The 13616-nt window shown below is 42.1% G+C and carries 9 protein-coding genes; all 9 read right to left on the bottom strand.

Annotated features, from left to right (window positions below):
• Nucleotides 1-98: 98 nt before the first annotated feature.
• The gene (locus ACH11B_RS05790; RefSeq protein ID WP_289554148.1) at nucleotides 99-935 is read right to left on the bottom strand and encodes a protein-glutamate O-methyltransferase CheR; all 837 of its coding nucleotides are present in this window, start codon (nucleotides 933-935) and stop codon (nucleotides 99-101) included.
• Nucleotide 936: 1 nt separating this feature from the next.
• Nucleotides 937-1320 (bottom strand): response regulator, encoded by a 384-nt coding sequence (locus tag ACH11B_RS05785; protein WP_013664412.1) that lies wholly within the window; start codon nucleotides 1318-1320, stop codon nucleotides 937-939.
• Nucleotides 1305-5354 (bottom strand): response regulator, encoded by a 4050-nt coding sequence (locus ACH11B_RS05780; RefSeq protein WP_377610001.1) that lies wholly within the window; start codon nucleotides 5352-5354, stop codon nucleotides 1305-1307. Before ACH11B_RS05780 ends, ACH11B_RS05785 begins: the two co-directional genes overlap by 16 nt.
• Nucleotides 5355-5379: 25 nt before the next feature.
• On the bottom strand, nucleotides 5380-6489 hold the full coding sequence (locus ACH11B_RS05775; RefSeq protein ID WP_130854762.1) for a hybrid sensor histidine kinase/response regulator: 1110 nt from the start codon (nucleotides 6487-6489) through the stop codon (nucleotides 5380-5382).
• 623 nt (nucleotides 6490-7112) lie between these two features.
• The gene (locus ACH11B_RS05770) at nucleotides 7113-7439 is read right to left on the bottom strand and encodes a hypothetical protein (protein ID WP_013664409.1); all 327 of its coding nucleotides are present in this window, start codon (nucleotides 7437-7439) and stop codon (nucleotides 7113-7115) included.
• Nucleotides 7440-7584: 145 nt separating this feature from the next.
• Nucleotides 7585-8235 carry a ligase-associated DNA damage response endonuclease PdeM gene (gene pdeM, locus ACH11B_RS05765; RefSeq protein ID WP_377609999.1) on the bottom strand — a complete coding sequence of 217 codons (651 nt, stop codon included), beginning with the start codon at nucleotides 8233-8235 and terminating at the stop codon, nucleotides 7585-7587.
• Entirely contained in the window at nucleotides 8232-10646 is a 2415-nt protein-coding gene (locus tag ACH11B_RS05760) for a ligase-associated DNA damage response DEXH box helicase (protein ID WP_377609997.1), read from the bottom strand. The genes pdeM and ACH11B_RS05760 overlap by 4 nt, the downstream gene beginning before the upstream one ends.
• A gap of 93 nt (nucleotides 10647-10739) precedes the next feature.
• Entirely contained in the window at nucleotides 10740-12338 is a 1599-nt protein-coding gene (locus ACH11B_RS05755; protein ID WP_377609994.1) for an ATP-dependent DNA ligase, read from the bottom strand.
• Nucleotides 12322-13371, bottom strand: a complete 1050-nt coding sequence (locus ACH11B_RS05750; protein WP_377609992.1) for a ligase-associated DNA damage response exonuclease — start codon at nucleotides 13369-13371, stop codon at nucleotides 12322-12324. Before ACH11B_RS05750 ends, ACH11B_RS05755 begins: the two co-directional genes overlap by 17 nt.
• Nucleotides 13372-13616: the final 245 nt, after the last annotated feature.

The following is a 13616-nucleotide window of genomic DNA, read 5'->3' as shown; positions in this document are numbered from 1 at the left end:
GGGTGTAAGGCGTAAGCTATAAGCTATAAGTTATAAGCTTTAAGTGTTAGCTATGGGGAGGTATAGGGATTAAGGTTAAACCTTATGCCTCAAGCTTCTTATCCTTCAAAGACTTGTTTGCGCCAAATTTTTGCTTCGGTGGCTACTTGTTTATATCGATTTGCAATGCTTGAAAATAGCAAGGTTTCTTTAGTGCCCAAGGCAAGGTAACCTAGCGGAGCTAGACTATCATCGAATAAACTGAAAACCTGGTTCTGAAGATAACTGTTGAAATAAATTAATACGTTACGGCAGGAAATTAGCTGAAACTCGTTGAATGAGCCGTCAGAGACTAGATTATGTTGACTGAAGATAATTTTCTCCGACAATTCCTGATTTAGTATGGCATGATGGTAATTGGCTGTATAGTAAGTTGAGAAATCCTGAAACCCTCCGGCGAGTATATAATTTTCCGAGTATAGCTTCATGCTTTTCAAATTAAATATCCCTTCCTTCGCTTCTTCCAATACAGCCGGATTAAGATCGGTTGCATAAATTAAAGACTTATGCAATAGATTGGCTTCTTTTAACAAAATGGCTATGGAATAGGCCTCTTCACCGGTAGAGCAGCCCGCTACCCATACGCGTATAAAGGGATAAGTCCCCAGCGTAGGTATGATTTGAGCGCGTAGAAATTTATAAAATTCCGCATCGCGGAACATCTCGGTAACGTTAACAGTAATTCCCTCAACAAAGCGCTTTAAATAAGTCTTGTCTACTTTTAAGCGATAACGCATTTCGGCGAAGCTAGGGAATCGGTCTCGTGTAAAAAGTCGGTTAACCTGACGCTTTAAGGAAGCTCTGCTATAATTGCGAAAGTCGTAGCCATGTATCTCTAGCAGATCATTAATTAGGGTTTCTAAGTCGGTATCTTCGATCGCTGGAAATTGCCACATATTATTGTAAATGTTTTCGAATCACCATAGTTAACTCATCAATGTCAATCGGCTTAGAAATATAGTCGTTCGCCCCTGCATCTAGGCACTTTTCCCTGTCGTGGCTCATTGCTTGGGCGGTGACAGCTATCACCGGAATATCTTTGATAGGTTCAGTTTTCCTGATCCGCGATGTAGCCTCGTATCCATCAAGATCGGGCATCATCATATCCATCAAAACCAGTTTTATATCCTTATCCTCTTTAAGAAAAGTTAAGCCTTCTTCAGCGCTGCTCGCAGTAATGGCCGTATAACCTCTTGATTTTAAAACAGCACTTAAGGCCAGAATGTTTAACGGTTCGTCATCAATGATGAGTATTTTGCCTCGGTTTATTGGTAGAGCCATACGCGCAACAAGGAAATTAATTGATCAATATCTATAGGTTTTGAAATATAGTCAGACGCACCGGCAGCAATACATTTCTCCCGATCTCCCATCATGGCTTTCGCCGTTACGGCTAATATGGGTAGATTTTTGAATCGGGATTCCTGCCTAATGCGTGTGGTAGTCTCGTAGCCATCCATTTCAGGCATCATCATATCCATCAAAACGATATCCACTTTATCAGCATGAGCATGCAAAGTCTGTAGCGCCTCTTTTCCATTTTCTGCAGCTAGTACATTTATTTTATATCGCTCCAGTGCCTTGGTCAAAGAAAATATATTTCGGATATCATCATCTGCGATAAGCACCGTCTTGTTATTTAGCACTTCGGTCAGTGTGCTGTTCAGTTTTAATTTTTCCTTCTTTGGCGTGTCATTAGACTCCTCCACAAGATGCAGAAATAGCGCTACTTCATCCAGTATCCTTTCATAAGAATGCGCAGTTTTTACCACAATGGAATCTGCATATTGTTTGATCTTAATTTCTTCTGATGGCGAAAGTTGCTTGCCGGTAAAAATAATGACCGGTAAATTTTCCATCCCCGCGTCCGACTTGATGGTCTCAAGTGTTTTATAAGCTTGCGCATCGGGGATACCCATGTCTAAGATGACACAATCGGCCTCGTGACTTTTCAAACGGTTAACGCCGGAATGAATATCCTTGCTGATATCCGTTTTGACGTCAAAGCTTTCCAAATAATGTGCAAGCGCCTGTGCATGTTTTAGGTTATCTTCAATAATTAAGACCTTTCGCGGGCCGGCCGACAACGCTTTTTCCACGCGATTAAAGATCTGGCCTATTTGTTCCAGCGCCATCGGTTTCCTGATGAAATCAATGGCCCCTTTTGTGATACTTTCTCGTTTCACTTCATGGGAAGACATAATATGAACGGGAATATGGCGCGTAGCAGGGTTACTTTTGATCTCCTCCATTACCTGCCAACCATTTTTTACCGGTAATTCGATATCCAAAAGGATGGCTCTCGGCATATATTTTTCAGCAAGCTCGATCCCTAAATCACCTCTTACCGTTGTAACAACCTTGTAATCGTTTTTATGGGAGAAGTCTACTAAAGCACGCGCAAAATTGGTGTCGTCTTCAATAATCAATAAGACGTTATCACCGTCGTTAATTTGGTCACGATCGTCGGTGAGCTCGTTCGGTATTATTGGACTTAGGAAAGGTACCGGTGGCGTGGAAATCTTTTCGTAAGTTATCTTTTTATCATTATTTTTCTCAGCTTCCCGGTGAACTAAAGGAACTTCTTCCACCACCGTTTTTTCTTCCACCGGTTTAGCGACTGGAATGCTGACAATAAACTCACTGCCTTTAGTCACTTCGCTATTAATATACAGCGAGCCGCCCAGTAGTTTAGCCAGTTCTTTACTAATCGATAAGCCAAGGCCGGTGCCGCCAAATTTGCGCCGCGTAGAGCCGTCTGCTTGTTGAAAGGCCTCGAAAACCAGTTGATGTTTTTCTTTTGGTATACCGATTCCCGTATCGCGCACCGCAAAGTTTAAATACCCTTCCTTTTCTTTATTCGGATATACACTTAAGGTCACCGAACCTTTGGCCGTAAATTTAAGCGCGTTGGAAATCAGGTTTCTTAATATTTGTTGTAACCGGAGATTGTCCGTTTGAATTTTGCTAAAGGTTGTTTTATCGCAGTCAAATTTGAGTTCGAGGCCTTTATCAACAGCCATAGGACCGAATAAATTTTGCAGATCATTGATCATATCGGCAAGTGATACGTCTTCATAGGAAAGTGTCATCTTTCCGGCCTCGATTTTAGATAGATCTAGAATCTCGTCAATTAGCGTTAAAAGTCCATTTCCGGAAGTTTGAATGACCTTAGCATATTCAATTTGATCTTCCAGTAAATTTCCTTCGTTGTTTTCGCTGAGTAAGCGGGAAAGCAATAAGATCGAATTAAGTGGGGTACGAAGTTCATGCGACATATTAGCTAAAAACTCCGATTTATACTTCGTGCTTAACGCTAGGTCTTCTGCCTTTTTTTGTATTTCCAAGTTCCGCTCCAGGATCATCTGATTTTTTTCTTCCAACGCCTGCGATTTGATTTCGAGTTCCTGGTTGCTTTCCAACAATTCTTCTTGCTGTACCCTTAATTCCTCTTCAGAAGCTTGTAATTTATTTGCCTGTGCTTCCAACTCAACATTTAGATTTTCGAGTTCGGTTTGTTGCGCCTGTAGTTCTTCCGCTTGTGCTTGCGTTTCTTCCAACAATTCTTTCAAGCGGATTCGACTCTTAATAGCATGGATAGCTGCACCTACGTTGGTAGCAATACGGTTGGCAAAAGCAACTGCCGCTTCCGGTATGTTGTTGATTGATGCAATTTCTATTATACCTTCTACTTCTTTTTCATGAATCAAAGGAATAATTAACACCCATTGGGGCTTAGCCGTACCTAAGCTGGTTCGGATTTGAAGATATTCATCGGGTAATTGTTCCAATAAAACGCTTCTCTTTTCTGCGATCACTTTTCCAAGAAGAGTTTCTCCAATGGTGATCTGCTGTGGTAGTTGCGATCGATCAGCTACGCCAATGCTGCTGATCAGTTCGAAATTTTTTCCATATTCACCTATGTAGTAAGTGCCTAAGGCAGCATCCAAATAATCAACTAAAGCCTTTAAGACGTCTAAACCGAATTCCTTCAGTTCGGATCGGCCTATAAGCAAGCCATTTACGACGCTTTCACCTGTCTGTAGCCATAACTCAGTTTTGTCTTTTTTCGAATGTCGTTCCAGCGAGTTTCTCATGTTGACGAGGGCGTTACCCAAAACGTCATGAGGACCCTTGGCTGCAATAGGAATATCGTAATTTTCTTTCCCTATTTCTTCGGCTGCTTTCGCTAGCTCCTGGTTGCTCAGGTCGATTTTCCTGATAGATCGAGCCACAACACCCAAATCGTCTTTGGCAAAGGTAGGCAAAGCGATGTTCGTATAACCCAGGGCAATTTTGCTGGCCGCCTCTTGTAGCTCGAATAAGTGATTTGCGATATTTTTTATAACCAAATAAATAAGCACGATGGCGACTAATACACAGAAAACCAGTATAATACGTGTAAAATTACGGTCGTATATCTCTGACTCATAAACGCTGGACGCACCCGTGCCAATTGACTCAATGGTGGTGTTTAAACGTGCCTTTAATACATCCATCGCCGTAGCCGATATATTCCACCATTCGTTGGCTGTAAAGCGCTCCGGCAATGCTTTAGTATCATGTACTGTTTTAAAGAAAGCTAAAGTGGTATTGAAGGCTTGGCTGGCTTTCAGTTTATCCAAATTTTGCTCACTATAGCGTTTGTCAAGACTTTTAAGCTGGTCGATATAGGATCGAAAAAGCTCGTAGTTCATATTGAATTTTGAGAAATCCAATGTATTCAGCTTGTCGTCAGCATAAGTAAAATAAATATTTAAACGCAGAATTGCGGCATAATTAATCAGCTGAGATAGGATCTCCCGAAGTTCGATTTGCCCTCCCAAGCTTTCATTAAGATTGGCATAATCGGTAGACACCCTACTGAAAACACTGAGTCTTTCGGTAATTTTCTGATAGTTATTGAACGTCTCTTCATAACCCATTTCTCCGCTATTGATGCTTGATCGCCAATGGGGTAATTCATTTATAAATGTATAATTTGCGTAGTCGGCATTTAATCCGCTGTCGATGTAGGTATTAAAATGTTGGATTGCTTCATCGGTTTTTAGCTGTTGTACATTAAGTGCGCCTTCATCTTTTGTTTTAAATATCTTATCTAGGCTCAATCGACGTTCTTGCTGTAACTGTTCGATGAGGTTGTCCGCGCTCAGCGCCAGATTGATGCGGGTTATGAAGTTATTTGTCCCTTCTATTCGCTCTGTCTTTTCGTTTTCGACAATGAAAAAGAAAAACAACAGGCACATAAGGGGTACAAAACCTAGCAAGGTAAGTTTATAGTTTAGTGGAATCAGGTTAAAACGATTTTTTGTCATCGGTTTTTATTTTTCAGCACAAATTCTAGTTTAATGGCAATCGGAAATAAAAAAATGAACCTTCGTTTAAGCGGCTTTCTACACCGTGCTCGCCATGATGGCGGGCAATAATTTCTTTACATATATAAAGTCCCATGCCCAGACCTTGAAATTTGTAAGAAGATTCTTCTACTCTATAAAATTTGTCAAATAAATGATTTAGTTTGTCGGATGGTATGCCTATTCCAAAATCGCGCACACCGATTTGGATTTTGTTGTCTTCCGTGAGCGCCGTTTCCAAATATATTTCTTTTGAATTAGGTGAGTATTTGATCGCATTGGTGAGGTAATTGATCAATACTTGTTCTAATCGCATTTCATCAGCAAGTATAGTGCTATCCACTTGGCCAATCCTTTTAAAAGCGTGTTCCGGATACATTTGACTCACATTTTCCAGTGTGTTACTGATTAACTTTTCTATAGAAACCGGCTGAAAATTAAATTTCATCTTTCCGCTCTCTATTTTGGAAATATCCAGTAAGTCGTCAATCAGTTCCCGTAATTTGTTCAGTTGAGCACTTGTTTTCCCGAGATAGGTTTTAAATTTTTCGTTGTTTTTGGCTTCCGGAAGACGCTCCAATAATTGCAAGTATCCCCTCACGCTGGTCAGGGGAGTTTTAAGTTCGTGACTGGCTATGCTAATAAATTCGTCCTTCTTATTCTCGAGCATTTTTCGATGTTCGATTTCTTGTTTAAGTGCTTCTTGCATTTCATGCATCGCTTGCGCTTGTTCAAACAGGCGATAGAAAGTTTTTACTTTTAGAAGCAAAATATCCGGATCAAATGGCTTTGTCAGGTAATCAATCCCGCCGGTTTCATATCCCTGTGTAATAAATTTTTTTTCCGTGTTTACCGCCGATAAGAAGAGTATGGGCGTATCAACGGTCTTGCTATAGCCGGAAATCAATTCTGCTACCTCAAAACCGTCCATACCAGGCATTTGAACATCTAATATGATCAGCGCGTACGTAGTTTTAAGAACTTTTTTTAGTGCCTCTTCTCCGGATGAAGCAGTGTCAACTTTAAAGTTGTTGGTTTCTAGGAACTTCCGTAAAGAAATCAGATTCTCTTGTTTGTCGTCAACAATTAGTATCATTTCGGTGTTGGCACGATGCTGTTAAGCCGTTTGTTTTATTAATATATGTTATAACTACAAGTTTAGTAAATTTTTAGGATAAGCAAAAGGATGGTTGAGTAGTTAATGGTGAGTAGTGAGTAGGGAATAGTTAATAGGAGGTATGAGACGCAAGCCATGTTCCCAACTAACAGGTTTCCTTGTTCACTAACGAGTTGTGAGTAGTTAATGGTAAGCAGTGAGTAGGGAGTAGGGAATAGTTAATAGGAGGTATGAGACGCCATGTTCTCAACTAACAGGTTTCCTTGTTCACTAACGAGTTGTGAGTAGTTAATGGTGAGTAGTGAGTAGGGAATAGTTAATAGGAGGTATGAGACGTAAGTCATGTTCCCTACTAACAGGTTCCCTTGTTCACTAACGAGTTGTGAGTAATGAGTAGGGAATAGTTAATAGGGAATAGTTAATAGAGGGTATGAGACGCAAGCCATGTTCTCAACTAACAGGTTCCCTTGTTCACTAACGAGTAGTGAGTAGGGAATAGTTAATAGGAGGTATGAGACGTAAGTCATGTTCCCTACTAACGGGTTCCCTTCTCACTGGCTACCAGCATACGAGCTTACAGCCTATTGCCTACAGCTTCCATCCTATAGAATCAATATCAATACTAAAATAATGATGATGATGGCTCCTACGGATAGATAAACCCCACCGCTGCCTAGGGCACGCGCTCTTTTGTTCATTTCCCGAAGCTCTTTACGGAGTGCTTTGCGCTCTGCCTTTGTCATCGTTGATTTATCCATCGCTTTAATCTCTGCCACGCGCCTTTTCATAGCATTGATCTCTCTAGCCGCTTCTTCTTTAGACACTTCTATTGTTTTAGCATTCTTGTCGTTAGCAAGCGCTGCAATTGGGGTGCTAAATGTGAAAGCTAGCATGAAAACAGTTAATAGTGCATAGATTTTTGATTTCATAAAATTGTTTTTTAGTGAAACTTTGTGCAATTGATTGGGATTATCATTACACTAGTGCATAATAATTAAAGTTAGCAATTTGTTTTACTTATTCGAAAAAAAATCGAGTAAGGAAGGAATGAAAAACAGCTTGAAATAAAATTCTTTAAATAGCGAGAACTGTTCGTCCGGTGGTAACAAACTGTTGTGCATTTCCTTTGGGAAGCGCGAAGGTTCCCGTTAAACTACCGAATGCAGGCAATAAAAGTAACGACTGCTCTAAATGAAAGCAGGGAAGCCGAAGCGTTTGCTTTCCCCTTGCTTTAAGATTGGCCGCAGGATGAACATGGCCGGCAATGTTCAGTACTCCTGCCGGAACTTCGGGCAAAGGCGCATGTGAATAGAGGATAAAATCTTCCTGTAAGGTTTCCAAATGGACCTTTAAATTACCCTGTTGGTAATAGGCGAGGGGAAGTATGTCATGATTGCCCTTGATGAGAATAAGCTCTGTATGCGGATATTGGGAGGAAAAATCGACAAAATGAAGCCATGCGGTATTCTCGGAACTGTGAAATAAATCACCCAAAAAAATAATCCGCTTTGTTTCATATTTTTTCAATACATCTTGCAGCAGTTTATAATCTCGGTCGGTTCCCGCTTGTTGCGGTATGATAATGCCGGCTTTCCTAAAATGAGCAGCCTTTCCAAGGTGTATATCAGCAATTACCAAGGTTTGATTTTCAGGAAAGAAAATGCATTTTTCCGCTAATAGATATACCGTTTTATTTTTTATTCGCAGCTCCAATCGGTCTCTCATTCCAGTTGCGCTATAATCTTGTTTAGTCTATCTTCCAACGCCTCATTACTGAAACGTTCCCGGAAGGATTCTGCAAATATAGGAAAAGCAAACGGTGTCAAGCGGTCGGTTTTATTGATGATAATTTTTTGCGAGGTAATGCGATTCAGGGCATTCAATAAGCGATTGTAGTCTAACTGGAAATCAAAAACTTCGTCGTAAGCTTCTCGGAGCAGTAAATTATCGCTTTCATACTCCTCAAACACCTTAAAAAATAAACCTGAATTTGCTTGCAAATGCTTGGTTTTAATCTTTTTTCCCGGAAAGCCTTGAAAAACCAAACCGGCGATACCGGCGATATCCCGAAAACGTTTCCTTGCCAATTCGGTCATGTTGACACTCTGTTGTATATCCTCGCTTAAATTTTCAACAGAGAAAAGACCGTTGGCAATAGCGGTTTTTATATCGATTTCTTGGTCGCTTAACAATTCGAAGCCATAATCGTTGAGGGCAACAGAAAAAGTGTATGGTCTTGCCTTTCCTAATCGGTGGGCAATTAAGGCGGCCATGCCCTCGTGAATAAATTTTCCTTCAAAAGGGAAGAAAAACAAATGGTGACCTTCTTTTGTCTCTGTCTGCTCCACTACCAGATACTCATTGCTAGGCAAGGTACTGCGTCTTTGCTGTTCCAGAAAAAGAGGTTTGAGAAAAGAAATTTCCGGTTCTTGGGCTGCGGAGGTTTGCCACTGATCCAAAACGTGGCGAATAGCGAAGGAAAGGTGCGTAGAGAGGGGTAAACGCCCGCCCATCCAAGAAGGAACCAGTCCCTTTTTCTTATTGGACATCCTGACAATCGCTTGCAAGTCTTTTACACGGATCAACTCTAAGTTTTTGCCGGCAAACCAAAAGGTATCCCCCGGATTGAGACGCGAAATAAACCATTCCTCAATACTGCCAATATATTTGCCACTGAGGTATTTAACGGTCATCATTGTGTCGCTTACGATGGCGCCTATACTCAGGCGATGGCGCATGGCCACCTTTTTGCTGACAACCTTATAAACCCCCTCTTCAATCACTACTTTGTGAAACTCATCGTAAGCATCCAGCGTCTTGCCGCCCTGTGTAATCATCAAGAGGCATTGCGTAAACTCTTCCCAGCTAATCGATTCAAAACAGTGCGTGCTCTTTATTTCTGAGAAGACTTCCTGTGGCCTGAACCCGTCTGATACGGCTAAGGTTACCAAGTATTGAATCAATACGTCAAAAGAACGGATATAAGGAATGCGATCTTCCATCAATTGATGCTGCTCGGCATAACGGAGGGCTGCCCCCTCCATAATTTCGAGCGAGTGAGTTGGTACGAACCAAATTTTGCTCGTCGCCCCGGGTCGGTGACCACTGCGCCCGGCACGTTGCAGAAAGCGAGCAATCCCTTTGGCGGATCCTACCTGAACCACGGTGTCCACCGGCCGAAAATCCACACCTAAGTCCAGACTACTGGTACATACCACTGCCTTTAATGTGCCGGCATGCAGTGCTTGCTCTACCCATTGTCGGATTTCTTCACTTAGCGATCCGTGATGCAAGGCGAGAATACCGGCTAGATCGGGTTGGAGACGTAGCAATTGCTGATACCAGATCTCCGCTTGAGACCGCGTATTGGTAAAAATTAAGGTTGTATCGCTATTATTAACAATTTCGAGCACCTTGGTGGCCAAGTGGATGCCTAAATGACCGCCCCAAGGGAATTTTTCCAAAACATCCGGGAGTACGGTGGTTATTTGCGTTTTCTTTGGAAGGTTTGCTTTAATAATCACGCCGTCTTGCTTTCCGAGAAGAATTTGTTTGGCTTCCTCTAGGTTCCCAATGGTCGCAGAAATACCCCAAATCTGCAACTGTGGATTAAGGTCCTTCAACTTAGATAGGCCAAGCTCTGTCAGCACACCCCTTTTGCTGCCTAATAACTCGTGCCACTCATCAACTACTACAAATTGGATGCTCTTCAATCGCGACGCATAACCTTTTTGGGCTAGCATCAAATGGATACTCTCGGGAGTAGTGATAAGGACATCGGGACTTTCTTTGATTTGTCGTTGTCTTTCTTTCAGTGTAGTGTCTCCGGTGCGTAGGGCTATATCCAGTTTTAAATCGAGATCATTGTTCACTCGATTGAGCGCCAGTACCATTTCTTGCGATAACGATCGTAGGGGCGTTATCCACAGGCAATATGTTCCACGTGACACTTTCGTTTGGCTTTGCCTAAAGGCCAATAATCGCTCCAAAATACCAAACCACATGGCGTAAGTTTTACCGTAACCGGTTGGGGCATTCAGTAAACCGGAAGCGCCTTTAATTATGGCCTGCCAAGTTTCCTTTTGAAATCGGTGCGGCGACCATCGTTTAAGTTCAAACCATTTTTCAGCTAACACGTTGTTGATTATTGGTTACTCGTTAATTGTTATTGGTTATTCGTTAATAGTTGTTAATTGTAAATACTATTTCTTTAGACAATGCTTTCCGCTTTAAGCCTTCTGTTGCTTCAGCAAAGCTAATAAATCCGCTTTTGTGTTTGCTTCCTTTGCCGGTTTATCTTTTCGCCAACGGACGATACGCGGAAAACGCAAAGCTATACCCGATTTGTGGCGGGGAGACGAACTGATTCCTTCAAAGGCGAGCTCAAAAACCAATGTTGGTGTTACACTCCTCACGGGGCCAAATTTATCAATGGTATGCCGTTTTATCCAAGCATCAACTTCCAATATCTCTTTGTCTGTCAGTCCTGAATAGGCCTTGGCAAAGGGGACCAGCTCTCCATTATCCCATACGGCAAATGTATAATCGGTATATAAATTTGCCCGTCGTCCATGTCCTCGTTGTCCATATATTAAAACGCCGTCAATCGTATAAGGCTCAACTTTCCATTTCCACCAATTGCCTCTGCGGCGTCCTGTTTCATAAATGCTTTGCTTCCTTTTAAGCATAACTCCTTCACATTGATAAGCCCTCGCCTCTTCACGCGCACGAGCGACGTCGTGCCACGTATCGCAAGGAATGATACCGGAAATCAGAAGAGGGATGTCCAAGGGAAGCTTTTCCAAGAGCATCACTAACATATTGCGTCGCGTTTCTAATGGCCGGGCGCGAATATCTTCTCCATCGTATTCCAATAGATCATAACAGATCATGATTAAAGGCGCATCAGCGAGTATTTTTTTGCTTAATTGCTTTCGGCCGGTCCGCGTTTGCATCACCGAAAAAGGAAGTACTTTTTCGTCTTTAAAAGGAAGTATCTCACCATCTATCACGGTACCATTCGGTAGTAAATCAGCCAAGGGATGAAATTCCGGAAATTTATCCGTCAATAAGTCTTCACCTCGACTCCATATATATAAACTGCCGTTGCGAACAATGATCTGTCCTCTTATGCCATCGTATTTCCGCTCAATAAACCATTCGTCCGCATTTCCTAAACTTTCAGGGTCTTTATCTAATTGATAAGCTAAATAAAAGGGATACGGTTCAAAACTGCGCTCGTCCTTCGGCATTTCTGTCAAAAGAAGTTGCTGAACGTCCGCCGTAGTGGGGTGCCAATTACCCATCAGTCTATGTGCCATTTCGCTTTCCGGTTTATCAAAAGTTATCGACAAAGCTTTAATGACTAGTTGTTTGGATGCACCCATCCGGAAGTTTCCGGTAATCAATTTGTTAAAGACAAAGCGGTGGTTGTTTGGTGTATGCATCCATCTGGAAGAAAGGGCCGCTTCCATCTCTTCGTCGCTAAGATTCTTCAAATCGTGTAAAAAAGCCATCGTTTCGTTTAATGTGTAAGCCTTTGGCTCAAGCGGTGGTGGCAAACACAGTGCGATCGTCTCTGCCAAATCCCCCACTACATGATATGATTCCTCGAAAAGCCAGGCGGGAAGTTGCGATAATTGGATGGCCGCTTGGCGAAGTATGGCCGTTTTAACAAAGCGTCCGGTTGATTTACCCATTAGCAGGTATACACACCATAATAGATCTTGGTTGTGCGCCGACCTGAAGTAACGAACGAGGGCCTCCACTTTTGCATTCGTTGAGGTTGTTCGATCTATTTCTTCGAATAGCTCATTGAATGCTCTCATCCCTGTCCTCCTGCATTAAAAGGTCGTCTTCATACAACGTATCCACTTCTATGGCATTTACATGGTACTGCTCGCGGAGCCACTTGGCGTAAATGGATTTATAACCGTGTGTTACATAGATGTTTTCGGCTTCCGTGGCTGTGATTGCTAAATTTAATTGTGACCAATCTGCATGATCTGATAAGACAAATCCGCGGTTGACATTCCTTCTTCTTCTGGCGCCTCTCAACTGCATCCAACCACTACAATAAGCTACTTCGTACGGTGCAAATTTCTTCATCCAAGAAGAGTGCAAGGCACTTGGAGGCATTACCACGACATAAGGGGCTGGAATTTTTTTTATATCAGCTGATGCATAGGCGACGTTATGCAGCAAGTGTCCGTCATCAATTAATCGTTGTTGAATATTTACTATGGCACCATGTGCGTAAATAGGTAAACCGGTTTTTCCGGCAACTTCAATAATACGTTGCGCCTTCCCTAATGAGTAGCCGACCATCAGTGAATTTATGTTGGCTTTTCGATTATTATCGATCCAGTTGAGCATATCCCGTTCTACTTCATAAGCTTCGGGAAAGCGATAAACCGGCAGACCGAAGGTAGACTCCGATACGAAATGGTGGCACTTTACCGGATCAAAGGGGGTAGAGATTCCATCCCTTTCCAGCTTATAGTCGCCCGACACCACCCAAACTTCTCCTTTATAACTAAGACGTATCTGTGCCGATCCAATAATGTGTCCGGCAGGGTGTAAAGAAACTTTGACACCATTTATGTCTATTTCTTCTCCGTAGCCTAAACACTGAATCGACGTCTGGGGTCCAAGTCTTAATTTTAGAAGTGTGGCGCTATCACGATGACAAAGATAATGCTTGCTACCAAAGCGCGCATGGTCTGCGTGGGCGTGTGTTATAATTGCCTTATCAACAGGAAACCATGGGTCAATATAGATAGCTGCCTGCGCACAATAAATTCCTTTGTCGTTAAAAGTAAGCATAATAGCATTTTGAGAAGGCTCTTCTCCTGACATCATTCAAGTACTTCTCCGTTCTATAACAGGTAATAGGGATTAAGGTTTGTATAGAGGAGTATACACTGTTAAGGTATAGGGTGTGAGGTATTTGGGAAGGAAGGTTTAAGGTTCAGGACGTTTTGCGTTAACGAAGGACTTTTACTTTTAACAAAAGGGATTATACCTTAAACCCTAAATATAGCCCCGTGCGTGGTACGACGGCCTCATGACATTGGACGTTAAAAAGATTTAGGATAGCCCTGAGA

This window comes from Olivibacter sp. EAT-5 (assembly GCF_044784325.1).
Lineage (GTDB): Bacteria > Bacteroidota > Bacteroidia > Sphingobacteriales > Sphingobacteriaceae > Olivibacter > Olivibacter oleidegradans.
Note: the sequence above shows the minus strand (reverse complement) of the source record. Positions and strands in the feature narration are given on the sequence as shown.

What these genes read in the sequence shown, in the direction of transcription:
- ACH11B_RS05785 (WP_013664412.1), bottom strand. Translation starts at nt 1,320, where the DNA reads ATGGCTCTACCAATAAACCGAGGCAAAATACTCATCATTGATGACGAA.
- pdeM (WP_377609999.1), bottom strand. Translation starts at nt 8,235, where the DNA reads ATGAGAGACCGATTGGAGCTGCGAATAAAAAATAAAACGGTATATCTA.
- ACH11B_RS05770 (WP_013664409.1), bottom strand. Translation starts at nt 7,439, where the DNA reads ATGAAATCAAAAATCTATGCACTATTAACTGTTTTCATGCTAGCTTTC.
- ACH11B_RS05780 (WP_377610001.1), bottom strand. Translation starts at nt 5,354, where the DNA reads ATGACAAAAAATCGTTTTAACCTGATTCCACTAAACTATAAACTTACC.
- ACH11B_RS05750 (WP_377609992.1), bottom strand. Translation starts at nt 13,371, where the DNA reads ATGATGTCAGGAGAAGAGCCTTCTCAAAATGCTATTATGCTTACTTTT.
- ACH11B_RS05755 (WP_377609994.1), bottom strand. Translation starts at nt 12,338, where the DNA reads ATGAGAGCATTCAATGAGCTATTCGAAGAAATAGATCGAACAACCTCA.
- ACH11B_RS05775 (WP_130854762.1), bottom strand. Translation starts at nt 6,489, where the DNA reads ATGATACTAATTGTTGACGACAAACAAGAGAATCTGATTTCTTTACGG.
- ACH11B_RS05790 (WP_289554148.1), bottom strand. Translation starts at nt 935, where the DNA reads ATGTGGCAATTTCCAGCGATCGAAGATACCGACTTAGAAACCCTAATT.